The organism is Empedobacter falsenii (genome assembly GCF_013488205.1).
In the GTDB taxonomy this organism is placed as follows: Bacteria; Bacteroidota; Bacteroidia; order Flavobacteriales; family Weeksellaceae; genus Empedobacter; species Empedobacter falsenii_C.
On sequence record NZ_CP040908.1, the window covers coordinates 1447738 to 1463439 of the forward strand.

Sequence of the window (15702 nt, forward strand, 5' to 3'; positions counted from 1 at the left end):
AAAAAGATGTATCGAAGACTTAAACGATATATAACGATTGTAAAAAACTACATTAATAAAATGATTTAAGTTCTAAGTATTGATTTTTCATTCATAAGTTATAAAAAACTTATGAATGAAAAAGATTTTAATAATCAATTTTATTGATTATTATATAATTAAATATGAAAAGTTTCTGAAATTGTTTTTAAAATTATAGTTGTGAACTAGCTATTCTTGTTAGTGATAGATGTATTCTATTTTGCAGCCCAAATTTCGATTTCAATTTTCAGTTCCGGAAGCCCTAATGCAGTTATATATGCAATTGTCATTGAAGGATGATTTTTCTTAAATAAATTTTCCCATTCTTGATCGAAAAACTCCCAATCTATTTCTTCTGTAGCCCAAATATTCACTTTAATTACATTTTCTGCATCCAAATCTTGACTATTCAAAAGTTCTTTTATGTTCTTAAATGTTAAGATAACTTGTTCATTAAAATTTTCGGGTGTTGTACCGTTGTTATCTATTCCAATTTGCCCCGAAAAAGTATATAAATCTGAGTTTCTAGGAATTATTGTAACATGTGAATAGTTTCCAACTGGTGTAGGAATATTGTTAGGGATTAATCGAATTATTTTGTTTGTAGTCATGTTTTAAAATATATTTTTTAGTGAGGATTACTTAAATAAGTTGATTGATGTTTGATTTATATGAATTTTTCAGTATTTTATGAAAACATTTTATTTTTTAGCAAGTTCAAATTAAGTCATCTTCTTCAGATATTCTTATAACATTACCGCTAACATATTATTATACTAAGTAAAATATATTTTCGTTTCATAAAAACGCCTATATCTACATTTCATTAATTAAACTCAAATATACAAAAAGATTATATTTTATACCTTGTTGCGTGAGACAAAAACACTCGCATTAAAAAATTAGCGTAGTTCTATTTTTTATTTTTCTTTATAAGAAAGTACAATTATTAATAGTTGGTCAATCACGACTATTCGCTAAATGCTTTAGTAGTTATATAGATCATATTTATAAACACTTACTTTCAATTTTCTGCAATTCTATTCTTAATGTATCAACAGCTTGTTCCAATTCTTTTTCATTCAATGAAGCAAAGCCAAATCTAAATGCATTTTGTGTTTCATCAATTCTGATGATATGAAGTTTTACGTTTGAATAAAGTTGTTCAACAGGCAAGTCTGACCTTACTTTTAACCAAATAGCCATTCCACCAGTAGGCAATGTATAAGAGACATAATTGTCTAATTTTTCTCTTAACAATACATCTAAAAAATCCATACGTCCGTGATAAATTTTCTTTGCCTTTTTAAGATGTCGTTTTAATTCACCCTCTTTAATCAAGGATGCTAAAGCGTTTTGCATGTATCCATCACCACTCACATCTACTATTTTTCTGAAAGCTGTACATTGTTCTATGAAATTTTTAGGAGCTACCATAAAACCTATACGCAAAGCAGGGTCTAATATTTTGGAAAAAGAGCCTATGTAAATCACGTTTCCACTATGATTACCGCTTGCCAAAGGCAAATATGGTGAAGACGCATAATGATAATCATAATCGTAATCATCTTCAATAATCACAAAAGAATATTGTTGAGATAGTTCTAAAAGTTTCATTCTACGTTCTACGCTTAATGTTACTGTTGTAGGGTAATGGTGGTGGGGAATGACATACACAGCATTAATTTTCTGACGTTTGCAAATCTTTTTGATAGCATCGGTATCAATACCTTTATCATCTACGGTTACCTCAATGATTTTCGCTTCGGTTTCCTCAAATGTTTTATTGGCAATAGGATAATTTGGAACGCCTACAATAATCGTAGATGTATGTCCCAAAAGCAGTTGAGCAGACAAATAAATACTCATTTGTGCTCCGTGCGTAATTAAAATATTATCAGGAAAAATGTTTAACCCTCTTGTTTCTGACAAATAATTAACCAACACTTCCCGAAGTTTCAAAGTCCCCTGTGTTGTTCCAATATTTGCGTTTTTAATAGCATATTTTTTTGAAGTGAGTGAACGATACATTTTTAATAAATCATCTATTGGAGATAATCTTACGTCAGGGTGTCCGTCATCAATAACTACATCAGCATACGAAATACCATTTTCACTAAACTTGTTTTCTTCTATAATTCTAAAAGGTACATTCAAATCATTTTCATAAGGTGTAGACGTATTAGATTCACCCCACTTTTGAGGTTTAAGCAATGGAATATGTTCCGAAACAGCAACGTGTTTTCTTGGAAAAATCATAATCCAATCTTGTGCTTCCAATTCCTCATAACCTGCAATTACGGTCTTTCGGTGTATACCCAATGTTTTGGCTAATTCCCGACTACTTGGTAAGTACGTTCCTGGTTTCAGAGTACCGTTTCTGATTGCGTTAATAATGGATAAGGCAATCTGCCTATAAATAGGGATTTTGCTTTCTTTATCTATGATTATGATATGTTCGTATGGTAACATAGTGGACTACCTTTTTTTTGTAAATTGGACTACAAATATAGTCCTGTTTGTAAATACTTTTGACTTATCAATTAAAATAATTTTAAAACAATGGAGTTCAACATCAAAAAAGTAGGTCTAAACGATTTAGACACCACAGCAAAATTATTTAACCTTTATCGGATTTTCTATCGTCAAGCGGACGATTACGAAAAGTGTAAGCAATTCATTAAGGAACGAATGGACAACGACCAATCAAACATTTTTGTCGTGTATGCAGACGGCAAAGCTGTTGGTTTTGTGCAGTTGTACAAATTGTATCATTACATCAAATTAGCAAAGCAATGGTTATTGAGCGATTTGTTTGTACACCCCGATTACAGAGGCAAAGGGCTTTCGGTAGCATTGATAGACAGAGCAAAACAATGGTGCGATGAAACTGGTGCTTGCGGGCTAATGCTTGAAACTGAAAAAACAAACGACATTGGCAATCAATTATATCCACGTTGCGGTTTTGAATATGACGGTAAGCACAATTATTACTATTGGTGGAAGTAACACAATGGGCAGACTTAATCGGTTCGCCCTTTTCAAAAAAATGGTCGGGTAGTCGAGTGGTCAGACAAGGGTACGCAATATCTTTTGCAGTGGTTCGAATCCATTCCCGACCTCAATATTATTTTATATTTCAATGAATGTATTTAACCTTATCATAAACGACAAAGAGCAGGTATCATTAAACGATATATTTCTGGATGAAGCCAACAGACAAAAGTTTGAACAGCTGATAAAGGAACATAAATACAATGAAGAATTAAGCCAATACGGACTGCCTGTAAATAATAAAATATTGCTTCACGGTAATTCGGGTTGTGGCAAAACAATGACCGCCAAAGCTATTGCAAATACGTTAGGCAAAAATATTCTCATACTCAATTTGAGTAATGTAGTATGTTCACGTATAGGCGAAACATCGCAGAACATCAAACAGGTATTTGACAAAGCAGGTCGGGAAAAAGCCGTTTTGTTTTTAGATGAATTTGACCAAATCGCAAAAGCAAGAGGTAACGATGATAAAGACGTAGGCGAAATGCGAAGATTGGTAAATACCTTAATACAGTTGATAGACTACTATCCCGAAAAGGCATTATTACTATGTGCAACCAACCACCCAGAAATTATTGATACAGCTTTGTTAAGGCGGTTTCAGCTACGGATAAATTTTGAAATACCAATACCCGAAGTTTTAGACGAGTATTATAACAAGCTATTATCCCGATTTCCAGTAGCGTTACAGAACATAGAACGTAAATACAACGTTTCATTTGCAGAAGCCAAAGACCATACGTTTACGGCTGTAAAAACGATACTGATAAATGAATTGGAAGAAAAATCAATCTGTCAAACCGAAACGATATCCCATCTGCAATAAAGAGAAACAAAATAGTAAGAATTTAAAACGGACAAATGGAAAATGAAATACAAATCAGAGAAATGAAAGAGCAGGATATTCCAGAACTTTTGCGGTTAATGGAAGCGATTGTTGTATATGAGGGCGATACAGATTTTAGCCTTTCAGAAAACGACTTGTTAAGTCGTGGATTTGGAACAAACCCTCAATTCGGTGCTATCGTTGCAGAGACAGGGAACAGTAAACTTGTAGGTATTGCTGTTTATTATACCATTCCTTTTATGCACAATCTAAAACCTTCTTTAATGCTTAAATGGTTATATGTCGATACTAACCAAAGAGGCAAAAATATTGGTAAAAGATTACTGAAAGGTCTTGCTCAATATGCCCTCAATAATGGATATAAAAAATTTAATTGGTTAGTTCTTGCCAATAATATTAACGCTCAGAAATTTTATAAAAGTTTGGGGTCAAAGCCAGATGATAAATGGATACGGTGGACTATTACTCCCGAAAAAATGGAAGCATTAGCAAAGTAATAACCTTTTAATACTAGGAAGTATGAACGAAGAAATTTTAAACAATATTACCGATATTCGGAAGCGAATAAATAATGCCTGTATAAATAGTAACAGAAATTCTAATGAGATAAAACTGTTATTGGCAACCAAAACTGTACCTGCCGAACGTATAAAAATTGCATTACAAGCAGGATATACATTAATAGCCGAAAACAAGGTACAGGAACTTAAAGAGAAAAACGAATCATTAAAAGAAATTCTGCACACTAATCATTTCATTGGGCATTTGCAAACAAACAAAATTAAAGATCTTTTGAAATATAATGTATCCTGTATTCAATCGCTTGATCGTTGGGATCTAGCAAAAAAAATCCATCAACGATTAGAATTTGAAAACAAAACCATAGAAGTGTTAATACAAGTAAATACTTCTTTTGAAGAAAGCAAATTTGGTGTTGGTCCCGATAATGCAATAGAACTAGTAAAGCAGGTAGCAAAGTTGGAAACTCTAAAAATAAAAGGTTTGATGACCATAGGTTTATTTAGTGCCGAAACCGAAAAGGTGCGTAAGTGTTTTCGATTGCTCAAAGATGTTCAACAGAAAATTGTGGCTTTAAACCTACCTAACGTAGAAATGCAGGAATTGTCAATGGGAATGAGTGGAGATATGGAAATAGCCATTGAGGAGGGAGCAACGATTATAAGAGTGGGCACAGCAATATTTGGAAAAAGAATTTATCCCGACAGTTATTATTGGAATGAGACTATAAAATAAATTTGGTTATATACATTATATTTCTTGAATACCTTTTCCGTCCGAGAGTCTCAGGAAACGGTTTTCTTGGTGGCCGAGGTTCTCGAAGTCACATTTTTAATTCCATTAATTTATCTTCTTCCAATTCCATCTGTTGGAATATTTTGACCGCCTTCTTTTACGCGATTTTTGACAAGTTATTTAGCTAGCTCTGAATTTTTTAGCCAAAAGAAAAGTAGTGTAGTATTGTAACCATTTCTTTATCATAGGAACTTTCATTTGTAGCCTAACCGCTAACATTATTCTATACAAAGACTAATATACAAAACCTTAAAAAAATACTTTATTGTATAGTTAGCCAAAATATCCTGATTACATTTTTTATAAACTACGGTTTCACGTAAATCAGATTGTAACGCTCTATGTAGTTTTGTTGTATCAAGAAAATTAATTGTGATGGGAATATTTGATTTTTTAAAGAAGAAAGAATTTGATAAAATTTCTGAACTCGAAAAAAAGATTATTAGTTTAGAAAATACTAATTCTGAATTGAACTCTAATCTAACTAGATATAACGGAATACTAGATGTAGAATTCTATATAAAAACAGAAAAAGAAAATCAACTATAGAATCAATTGAAATGATTGAAGAAGAATTCCCAACGAGTTTAATGTAATTCTAATATAAAGACTACTTAACGTTAGAAAAAAAACGTTTTATATGCCGAATTTACATTTTACTTTTAAACAATATAGATGTGTTAATTCGTTATTAAAATAAACTTACATTGTTATGTTTCCATAAGGATCAGATTTTAATAAAAGAATTTTGGCATTAGGATACATTGAGTAATAATTATAATCTATCTTCACGAAATCTGAAATCATAGTAAAACCACCGTCATCTGTCGCTAACACATCAACTCCTGCAGTGTATGAATAATCAAAAGCAATTGTTTTTTGCCATAGCTTTTTACCTTCTGGAGATAAATTAATGTATCTTATATCTGAGAACCCCATAGATCTATTATTATCTTTACCTGTAACCAATATATCTGAATTTGATAATTCAGTAACCGAAAATTGTGCAATTTCATCTGATAGGAAAGAGTGTTCCCATATAAAATTACCACTTTGATCAATTTTCTTTATAATATCAAATCTTTTATCATAAGCTCCCATCCAATGTCCCTGAATAATGAAATTTTCATCCTTTGTATTAATTATTTTTATTGGAAAACAATAACCATCGCCAAATTTTTTTTCGAAAATTTTATTACCATTCATATCAATTTTAAACAACCAAAATTTAGCATTAGAATATGTACCATTTTGGTCTTCAAGACGAGTATCTCCAAACATAATCATGTTATTATTCTTATCAAATGCTAAATCTAAAATATTATTATAATAATCTAATTCGTATGACTTATGCCATAATATGTTTTTATTTGGAGAAAACTTTACAGCAACACCTTTTATATCATCCATAAATTCTGAATGCATATGATTTCCAACAACAACCAAATTATTTTGTTGATCATACTTTAAAGACTCTAATAAAATATACTGATCGTATCCATATATTTCTCTAAAATCTTTTTGCCATATTTTATTGCCATTTTTATCTAATTGAACTACATAGTGTTGGTACGTGAAAATAGATCCATTATTAGAATTAATAATTTCAACAGGTTTATTTAATGTTTGATAAAAATCTGGATCTGAAAAAGTATAATATTTATTCCAAATTAAATCGCCTTCAGCATTAATTTTAAACACAAATACTGAACGAGAGAATATACCAGAAACCAAATAATGATTATCCTCTGTTAAAGTAATTGATGATAATTCACCATGATATTTATTTGGACCATAATCATAATCCTTCATAAATTTCAAGTAATATTTGAAAGTTATAAATTTAAAATATTCTCTTGTTTCATTACCATGACTGTCTTTTGCTATTATATAACCAGAGTAGTTTTTTAATTCTTCAAGATTTTGAAAATTAGCTTCTAAATCAATTAGATCTGAGAAAATTTTTACATTTTCTAGATAAATATCATATTTGACAGGATCGTTATCTGGGTCAATTGCAGCATTCCAAATTATTTTAGCACTAGAATGTGACACATCTTTAATTGTTATCTCAAAGTTTTTTGGAGCTTGATTTACTTTTGTTACATCATCTTTTATATCTAATTTATCGTCTTCATTTGTACAAGAAAACAAAAAGCCAATTGAAAAAAAAAGAAATATTTTAATATACTGCATTCTTATAAATTAAGTGAAAAAACACTTTTACAATAGCAAATAAAGGATAAAATTAAATAATTAACAAAATTATTTTTTGCATCGAGTATCATTCAGAAGAAGAAAAAGCAAAAAGAGAATTTGAGAAAGCTCAAAAAGAAGCAGAAAAAGAAGAAGCCTATTTTCAAAAAGCTTTAGAAAAAGTAAGAAAGGAGCAAGGGACTAATAATTCCGAAGAATTAAAATTACAAATAGAGCAACTCGAAAAAGAATTAGAAGAAGCAAGGTTAAAAAAGGAAAGAGCTTTATCTATGGCTCAACAAACCAAGAGAGGACATGTGTATATTATTTCAAATATTGGTTCTTTTGGATAAAATGTATTTAAAATAGGAATGACAAGAAGGTTAGAACCTTTGGATAGGGTACGAGAATTAGGAGATGCCTCAGTTCCATTTCGATTTGATGTTCATGCCATGATTTATAGTGATGAAGCCAGAACCTTAGAATATGAATTGCATAAAGCTTTTGCAGATAAAGCAGTCAATTTGTTTAATAATAGAAGAGAGTTTTTTAATGTAACTCTTCAAGAAATTAAAGAAAAGATAGTAGAGTTAGGTTTTGAAGCTGAATTTATAACAGATGCGGAAGCTATGGAATATAGAGAATCATTACTACTAAAAGAACAATCAACTTTAGAACCGATTGAAATGATTGAAGAAGAATTTCCAACGAGTTTAATGTAATCATCACTGGCCAATGGATGCAGATGAAAGAAAGCTTTTGTATACGAGTTTTTTAAAAAATTATTATTGATTTACTAAATTTTACTAACCACCATCATTAAATAAAATATGTAATAATAACAATAAAGTATAATGTTTTTTTTGTCTTTAACTTTCATAACAATTTCAAAAAATTGTTTTTGCCTAAATTTGGTTACTTAGGTTACTTTTGAATATAAAATATTAATATTATTAATTGCGAGGTTTAAATATTTCGACTTATTTTACAATAATATATTATGGTTTAAAAACTGTAACAAGTATAAAAAATTAAGCTTAGATAATAATGAGTGATAAAATAAATATATCAATATATTTTAATAAAGGAACATTTGTTATACCTGATTATCAAAGAGGTTATAAATGGTCAGTAAAAGATAAAGAAATGAGTTCTTTAGATTTCTTTATGGATAGTTTAATTGAAGCGTATAATACGAATGTAAATGAATATTTTATAGAGGCAGTAACTGTTGTTGAAGAAGCTAATACAATCATATTAGTTGATGGTCAACAAAGAACAACATCTTTATTTTTATTATTTGCCGTTTTAGAAAAATTTGATTTTATTAAAAATAAATTAATATACGATGTAAGAGTAGATTCGCATATTTGGTTGAGTAATCTAATAAATAATAATCTAGATGTTTGTTTAGATGAAAATTTGAATGATGATCAAGATATTCATTATTTTAAAAAAGCAATAAAGGAGATTATTTTAAAACTTGAAAAAATTAATAAAGATGATTTTTTTAATTTCATCAATGAAAAAGTTTTTCTCTTATTTAATCCAATCCCTAAGGAAAAAGCTATAACTACATTTATTTCTTTAAATGGATTAAAAGCAATAATGAAAGATGAAGAACTGATTAAATCAGATCTATTAATAAAATCATCAAGACAAGAAAATATACCTTATACCAATGAGATTCATAAAGTATCATCTGAATGGAGAATTAACGAAGATAGAGGAAGATTAGCTCGAAATTGGGATAAATGGTTGTATTGGTGGAATACTGAAAAAGTTAAAAAATACTTTAACGTTGGAGATAATCACCCATTGTATTATTTATTAGTTACTTACTGGAAGATTAATTTAGATGATTCTAATAATGTGAAAGATTTTTCTTTTGATAAATTCAAAAACCAATTTATTAATAATGCTAAGGAAGCAAAATTTCACTTTGAAGGTTTAAGAAAATTACAAAAAACTTTTGAGGATCTTTATAATGATACATATTCTCATAATTTTTTAGGCATAATTCTAAAAACAAGCAATTCTAGAGAAGCTGCATTACATTATTTTTTAAATTCTAAAAGTGATAAAAAAATATCTTTAGAAGAATATGCTAAATGGTCACTAGTGGGTACAACACATCTAGAAATAATTAATAATGAAAGAGACAATGATAATTCTATTTTAATAAGATTAAAAAAAGCTACTGATAGTATAAGCCTTATTTCTGAGAAATATGTGTATTCAAAGATGGATGGTGAGGATTTTAATGATAGAAGAAAAGAATTTGCATTTAGATTTTTACTATTACTTAATCTACTTGAAGATAATAAGTTGAAAAGGAAATTTGATTATTCTATTTGGGATAACAGATCCTTGGAACATATATACCCAAAATCGAAAGCAAACAATTTAAACTTTGATAATGATGCTTATAAAGAAGCGAGTATACATTCTATAGGAAACTTAGTTTTATTATATGGTAGAGATAATTCTTCATTTGGAGCGAAAGATTATCAAGATAAAAAAAACACATATTTTAATACTTCTGAAGATTTTAAAAGTAGAAATTTATTACATACTATTTCTGTTTTTGCAAATTCGAAATGGCAAGAAATTGAAATAGTACAAAACAGAGAAAAAACAATTACGCAACTAAATCATTATTATGGAATTAATTAACACGCAAGAATATTCTCTTTCTCAACTTTTTACTACTAAAAATCGTAAGATTGTTATTCCTGATTTTCAAAGAGATTATTGTTGGGGAGATCAAACGCATGGAGAAAAACATAATATAGATATTGTAAGTAGTTTCATTGATACATTAATTGATGAGTTTAATGAGAATAATAATGTAGATGTAATCTTAGGAAAAATAGATGTGTATGAATATCCAAATAACTTTATAAATCTAACCGATGGTCAACAGCGAATAACTACATTATATTTATTATTAGGTATGCTGTATAAATTTGAAAATAAATCTGATACAAAAAACTTAATTAAAAATTGTTTATGCTCTGAAGTAAATGAACCTTATTTACAATATGCAGTGAGAGAAAGTACGATCTTTTTTTTAAATGATTTAGTAAATGAATTCTTTTTTAATGGTGAAAATTTAACCGCAGTAGATATTATCAACCAGCCTTGGTATTTCTCTGAATATAATTTAGATCCTTCTATTCAAAGTATGTTATCAGCACTGCAAACAATTGAAAAAAGAAAGAAGCAACTTACTGTTAAAGGTTTTTCAAATTTTTTGATCAATCATATTAAAATTCAATATTACGATGTTCAAGAAAAAAAACATGGAGAAGAGCGTTTTGTAATTATAAATACAACAGGAAAAAGCCTTACTACATCAGAAAACTTAAAGCCAATTTTATTAGCGAGTAATCAAAATAAATTATTTGCTGAACAATGGGAAATACGTGAAACATTTTTTTGGAAGAATAGAAACATAAAAGAAATAATTGCCGATGATGGTGTTAATGATTTTTTAAGTTGGTGTTTTAAAATTATTGATAAACAGGATGATATTGATATTATAAGAAAAGCTAAGGTCCTTTATAAAAGCAAATCAATTGATTTTAATACTGAATATTATTTAAAGCAAATTCAAAAAATATTTAATTCCCTTGAAAAATTAGTAGAATATTGTCAAGAAGATGATTTTAAAAGATTATTTAATCAAATTAATGATAATAAAGATATAAGTAACTTAAGTGATATAAGAAATCTCTCGTACGAGAAACTTCATAATGTGATATTACCATTACTAGCTTTTATTACAAAATTTGAAGATGATAAAATAAATTCATTGAAATTTTTGAGACGATTACGTAAAAATTATTTTGATTTAAAGTGGCTGGATCGTAACAGTAATTATGTGGACTGGCGATATGTTTTACAAATTATTGAGAAATCTAATACCACACAACAGGTTTTTAACTTTAATGAGAACAAAATTACACTTACTCCAATTCAAAATGTTAAATTAAATCAATGGTTTAATATTGAGGAACAGTTAAAAGTAAGGTTAACGGAGCATAGTTTAAAAATTGAAGAATGGGAAGACCATGAGGATTTTATGGGCGATTTGTCATTTTTATTTAAAGTCCAAAATATTAAAAATGATGAAAATATAATCCCAAATTTAGATTTGGATTCATCTGTTGATTTTGATAAATTAAAAATGGTATTCAATAATTATAAAGCCACGATAGATCTTATAAGTTCAACTAATAGTGCAGTCAATAATATAAAACTTTCAAATATGTTTAGATTGTTTAGACTATATATTGGCTGTAATAGTGTTGGTCATATTTACAGAGCGTCATGGGATTTCGAAGGTGTACTATTTTCTACATTAAACCGCGAACATTTATTCAAATTAGAATATATGAAGTTGTTAAAGTCAGATGATTTATTAAGTTATGCGACTAATTTTATTAAAAATAAAATTAAAGAAAATGATATTTTTAATCTTCAACAATTTTCTGCAGAAAAACTAATAAATGCTTGGTTAACATTAAAAGTGTTCTATGCAAATCATAAAGACGTTTTACTTAATTTTTATGATGGGAACGAAACAGGTGTATCTGCTTATGTCAAACAAAATGATAATCGACTATTAGATGATCAAGATTTTTTAATAGAAAATTCAATCTGTGGTTTTGCAGTAAGAAGCGGTTTTGGAGGTGGTAATTATGTACATTATACCAATGAAGGTTTATGGTGTAAATCAGATATCATTGATACTCCTTTTTCAGATATTGCTTTTATAAAAGAAAATAGAACAGTAGAGCAATTACATAAAAATAAAAATACAATTGAATTTATTATTAACACTTTAATAAATGCCTAAAATCTAAATGAAAAGAGAGCAGCAATTTATAGATTTTTGTAATAAAATAGATGAAAATTTACTTTCTGGTAAAATCATATTTAAAGATAAACACAAGAATAATGTTCAAGTATCTGTTGATAATTCAATTGTTCTAGATAATCATGTAATTTTAATAGAAATTGATGCTAGCAATCAAGCAAAATTAGTTTCAGGTCAATATACATTACTTAATTTGTTAAAAGATAACCCATTAAATAAATCGGCTGAGTTAGTAAAGGATAAAGAGTTAATTTTTGTGGTTATCCATTGTTACGGTACTTCATTAAGTAAAAGCAAATATAATCCCAATAGATCTATAAATAATTTTAAGTTCATCAAAGATAATCTGTTCAAAAATGATGGAATTAATTATAATTCGATACATATTGAAGATTTATTAAATCAACCAATTAAGAATAAAATTGATTTAATACATAAACTTACAAATAAACATTTGGTTTAAGATTACTAAATTCTTTTATCAAACTAAGGTTAAGGGAAAATAGATTAATTCTTATATTAGCCTTTATAATACCGATTAAAGGTATATAAACCAATTCCTATCAATTATTCATAATTTAAGCTCATGAACGAAGCAAATACAAGGAAAGATATTATCGATTTAAAACTGCAAGATGCGGGATGGAATATCAATGATCTTACGCAAGTAGTCAAAGAATATGATATTAAGATAAAAGCAACGGCTGAAGTTCATGAGCCTGAAATGATTTACAATAAACATCAATTTTCTGATTATGTTCTGTTAGGTAAAAATGGAAAACCTCTAGCAGTTATTGAGGCTAAAAAAACAGCTATTGATCCAAAGTTAGGAAGAGAACAAGCAAAACAATATTGCTATAATATTAAAAAAGAAACCAATGGAGACTTACCATTTTGTTTCTATACAAATGGTGATGAAATATATTTTTGGGACTTAGAGAATTATCCACCTAAAAAGGTTGTGGGTTTTCCTACGAGAGACGATTTAGAAAGATATTTATATCTAAGAAAAAATAGAAAGCCTTTAGCTTCAGAACTTATTAACTCGAACATAGCAGGTAGAGATTATCAAATTCATGCCATTCGTTCTATTTTGGAAGGAATTGAAAAAAAGAAATCCAAGTTTCTTTTAGTTATGGCTACAGGTACGGGTAAAACGAGAACTACGATTGCATTAGTTGATGCTTTAATGAGAGCCGGTTGGGTACAAAGAGTATTATTTTTAGTAGATCGTAACGCCTTAAGAAATCAAGCTTTAGATGCCTTTAAAGAATTTTTACCCAATGAACCTGCATGGCCTAAAAAAGGTGAAAAATCAATAGCAAAAGATAGAAGAGTTTATACAGCTACTTATCCAACAATGTTAAATATTATTCGTGATGATGAAAATTCGTTGTCACCACACTTTTTTGATTTAATTGTTGTAGATGAGAGTCATCGATCTATTTATAATACGTATCAAGAGGTATTAGACTATTTCAATACAATTACTGTGGGTTTAACGGCTACACCAACCAATGTAATTGATCACAATACATTTAAATTATTTGATTGTGAAGATGGTGTTCCTACCTATGCTTATACGTATGAAGAAGCTGTAAACAATGACCCTCCATACCTTTGTGATTTCCAGGTGATGAAAATTCAAACAAAATTTCAAGAAGATGGAATCAGTAAAAGGACAATAAGTTTAGAAGATCAAAAGAAATTAATTTTAGAAGGAAAAGAAGTCGCTGAAATTAATTTTGAAGGGACTGAACTAGAGAAAACAGTAATAAACAAAGGAACCAATGTTACTATTGTCAAAGAATTCATGGAAGAAGCTATCAAAGATCCTAACGGAGTTCTTCCTGGTAAAACCATCTTTTTCTGTTCTACAAAAAATCATGCAAGAAGAATCGAAGAAATCTTTGATGCACTGTATCCCGAATACCATGGCGAGTTAGCAAAAGTATTAGTCTCAGATGATCCAAGAGTGTACGGGGATGACGGTTTATTAGCACAATTCAAGAAAAAAGATATGCCTCGTATTGCCATTAGTGTGGATATGTTAGATACAGGGATAGACATTAGAGAGTTAGTGAACTTAGTGTTTGCTAAACCTGTTTTCTCCTATACTAAATTTTGGCAGATGATTGGTAGAGGTACGCGTACATTAGAACAATCTAAACTGCAACCATGGTGTCCAGAAAAAGATACTTTCTTAATTATGGATTGTTGGGATAATTTTGAATATTTTAAACTAAACCCAAAAGGAAAAGAGTTAAAAGCTCAAATCCCATTACCAGTTCGCTATGTTGGTTTGCGTATAGAGAAAATTAAAAAAGCGTTCGAAAAAGAAGAAAATCAAATCGCAGAGAAAGAGATTGTAGAACTACGTAAACAAATAGATTTGTTACCATTACAATCAGTTACTGTGCAAGAGGCAATCAAAGAAATAAATACGGTCAAAGAGGATGATTTTTGGAAAGATTTATCCAACGATAAAATAGAATATCTAACGCATACGATAAAACCATTATTCAAAACACTTTCTCAAACAGATTTTAAAGAAATGCGTTTCAAGAAGGATATTTTAGAAATTTCATTAGCGCATTTAGCAGAAGAAACGGAGAAGTTTGATACTTTAAAAGAGAACATTATCAACATGGTAAGCGAACTGCCCCTTTCTATTAATACTGTTGCAAAGCATTCATTTTTTATCAAGCAAATTCAATCCAATCATTACTGGTCTTTGATAAATGACGATGCAATGGACAAACTTGCTGAAATAATAGCACCTTTAATGAAATTTAAAGAGAAAAAAAGTGCAATCAACAGTCAGGTTCAGTTAAATTTGCAGGATGTTCTTAAAACAAAAGAAATGGTGGAATTTGGTCCACAGAACGAAGCCGTGAGTATTACAAAATACCGTGAATTAGTTGAAAGCAGAATTGCTGAATTAACAGCGAGTAACCCTATTCTTCAAAAATTAAAAGCAGGTGATACAATTTCTGAAAGTGAAGCTGAAAAATTAGCAGCTGAACTTCACGAAGACGATCCCCATATTACAATTAATTTATTGCGTAAAGTTTATAATCATCAAAAGGCAAACTTTATTCAATTTATTAAACACATTTTAGGAATTGAAATCTTAAAAAGTATAGAAGAAGAAGTAAGTACGGCAGTTCAACAATTCATTTCAGAGCATACTTATTTAACGACTCGACAAATCGAGTTTTTAAATTTATTAAAAGATTATATCATAGAAAGAGGCAATATAGAGAAAAGAGATTTAGTACAAGCTCCATTTACTATTATACACCCCAAAGGGATTCGTGGGATTTTTTCACCCACAGAAATCCAAGAAATATTAAAAATAACAGAAAAATTCGCAGCATAA

General features: G+C 29.0%; 13 protein-coding genes and 1 tRNA gene. 11 read left to right on the forward strand and 3 right to left on the reverse strand.

What is annotated here, in order from left to right:
* Positions 1-236: 236 nt before the first annotated feature.
* Both FH779_RS06775 and pdxR read right to left on the reverse strand, forming a co-directional pair.
* Positions 237-632 (reverse strand): RidA family protein, encoded by a 396-nt coding sequence (locus tag FH779_RS06775; protein ID WP_180906496.1) that lies wholly within the window; start codon positions 630-632, stop codon positions 237-239.
* Between the two features lie 397 nt (positions 633-1029).
* Positions 1030-2493, reverse strand: coding sequence for a MocR-like pyridoxine biosynthesis transcription factor PdxR (gene pdxR / locus FH779_RS06780; RefSeq protein ID WP_180906497.1), 1464 nt, complete (start codon positions 2491-2493; stop codon positions 1030-1032).
* A 90-nt stretch (positions 2494-2583) separates the two neighbouring features.
* Here pdxR and FH779_RS06785 point away from each other — a divergent pair, with 90 nt between their 5' ends.
* The 6 genes from FH779_RS06785 (at position 2584) to FH779_RS06810 (ending at position 5788) form a co-directional block, all read left to right on the forward strand.
* Positions 2584-3030: a GNAT family N-acetyltransferase gene (locus tag FH779_RS06785; protein WP_180906498.1), complete on the forward strand. Its 447-nt coding sequence runs from the start codon at positions 2584-2586 to the stop codon at positions 3028-3030.
* A gap of 42 nt (positions 3031-3072) precedes the next feature.
* A tRNA-Cys gene (locus tag FH779_RS06790) sits at positions 3073-3143 on the forward strand.
* A gap of 20 nt (positions 3144-3163) precedes the next feature.
* Positions 3164-3904 carry an AAA family ATPase gene (locus FH779_RS06795; protein ID WP_180906499.1) on the forward strand — a complete coding sequence of 247 codons (741 nt, stop codon included), beginning with the start codon at positions 3164-3166 and terminating at the stop codon, positions 3902-3904.
* Positions 3905-3939: 35 nt separating this feature from the next.
* Positions 3940-4422 (forward strand): GNAT family N-acetyltransferase, encoded by a 483-nt coding sequence (locus tag FH779_RS06800; protein WP_180906500.1) that lies wholly within the window; start codon positions 3940-3942, stop codon positions 4420-4422.
* 22 nt (positions 4423-4444) lie between these two features.
* Positions 4445-5179 carry a YggS family pyridoxal phosphate-dependent enzyme gene (locus FH779_RS06805; protein ID WP_180906501.1) on the forward strand — a complete coding sequence of 245 codons (735 nt, stop codon included), beginning with the start codon at positions 4445-4447 and terminating at the stop codon, positions 5177-5179.
* A 435-nt stretch (positions 5180-5614) separates the two neighbouring features.
* On the forward strand, positions 5615-5788 hold the full coding sequence (locus tag FH779_RS06810; protein WP_180906502.1) for a hypothetical protein: 174 nt from the start codon (positions 5615-5617) through the stop codon (positions 5786-5788).
* Between the two features lie 153 nt (positions 5789-5941).
* Here FH779_RS06810 and FH779_RS06815 read toward each other — a convergent pair whose 3' ends face one another.
* Positions 5942-7435 (reverse strand): hypothetical protein, encoded by a 1494-nt coding sequence (locus FH779_RS06815; protein WP_180906503.1) that lies wholly within the window; start codon positions 7433-7435, stop codon positions 5942-5944.
* 371 nt (positions 7436-7806) lie between these two features.
* On the opposite strand from FH779_RS06815, the gene FH779_RS17550 reads away from it, so the two are divergent.
* The 5 genes from FH779_RS17550 (at position 7807) to FH779_RS06840 (ending at position 15702) form a co-directional block, all read left to right on the forward strand.
* Entirely contained in the window at positions 7807-8157 is a 351-nt protein-coding gene (locus FH779_RS17550) for a GIY-YIG nuclease family protein (protein WP_221414076.1), read from the forward strand.
* 325 nt (positions 8158-8482) lie between these two features.
* Complete coding sequence (locus FH779_RS06825) at positions 8483-10111, forward strand: DUF262 domain-containing protein (RefSeq protein ID WP_180906504.1); 1629 nt, start codon at positions 8483-8485, stop codon at positions 10109-10111.
* The gene (locus FH779_RS06830; RefSeq protein ID WP_180906505.1) at positions 10098-12299 is read left to right on the forward strand and encodes a DUF262 domain-containing protein; all 2202 of its coding nucleotides are present in this window, start codon (positions 10098-10100) and stop codon (positions 12297-12299) included. The genes FH779_RS06825 and FH779_RS06830 overlap by 14 nt, the downstream gene beginning before the upstream one ends.
* A 7-nt stretch (positions 12300-12306) precedes the next feature.
* On the forward strand, positions 12307-12783 hold the full coding sequence (locus FH779_RS06835; protein ID WP_180906506.1) for a hypothetical protein: 477 nt from the start codon (positions 12307-12309) through the stop codon (positions 12781-12783).
* Between the two features lie 123 nt (positions 12784-12906).
* Complete coding sequence (locus tag FH779_RS06840) at positions 12907-15702, forward strand: type I restriction endonuclease subunit R (RefSeq protein ID WP_180906507.1); 2796 nt, start codon at positions 12907-12909, stop codon at positions 15700-15702.

Coding starts and splice junctions, on each gene's coding strand:
- FH779_RS06775 (WP_180906496.1), bottom strand. CDS start 632: ATGACTACAAACAAAATAATTCGATTAATCCCTAACAATATTCCTACA.
- pdxR (WP_180906497.1), bottom strand. CDS start 2,493: ATGTTACCATACGAACATATCATAATCATAGATAAAGAAAGCAAAATC.
- FH779_RS06785 (WP_180906498.1), top strand. CDS start 2,584: ATGGAGTTCAACATCAAAAAAGTAGGTCTAAACGATTTAGACACCACA.
- FH779_RS06795 (WP_180906499.1), top strand. CDS start 3,164: ATGAATGTATTTAACCTTATCATAAACGACAAAGAGCAGGTATCATTA.
- FH779_RS06800 (WP_180906500.1), top strand. CDS start 3,940: ATGGAAAATGAAATACAAATCAGAGAAATGAAAGAGCAGGATATTCCA.
- FH779_RS06805 (WP_180906501.1), top strand. CDS start 4,445: ATGAACGAAGAAATTTTAAACAATATTACCGATATTCGGAAGCGAATA.
- FH779_RS06810 (WP_180906502.1), top strand. CDS start 5,615: ATGGGAATATTTGATTTTTTAAAGAAGAAAGAATTTGATAAAATTTCT.
- FH779_RS06815 (WP_180906503.1), bottom strand. CDS start 7,435: ATGCAGTATATTAAAATATTTCTTTTTTTTTCAATTGGCTTTTTGTTT.
- FH779_RS17550 (WP_221414076.1), top strand. CDS start 7,807: ATGACAAGAAGGTTAGAACCTTTGGATAGGGTACGAGAATTAGGAGAT.
- FH779_RS06825 (WP_180906504.1), top strand. CDS start 8,483: ATGAGTGATAAAATAAATATATCAATATATTTTAATAAAGGAACATTT.
- FH779_RS06830 (WP_180906505.1), top strand. CDS start 10,098: ATGGAATTAATTAACACGCAAGAATATTCTCTTTCTCAACTTTTTACT.
- FH779_RS06835 (WP_180906506.1), top strand. CDS start 12,307: ATGAAAAGAGAGCAGCAATTTATAGATTTTTGTAATAAAATAGATGAA.
- FH779_RS06840 (WP_180906507.1), top strand. CDS start 12,907: ATGAACGAAGCAAATACAAGGAAAGATATTATCGATTTAAAACTGCAA.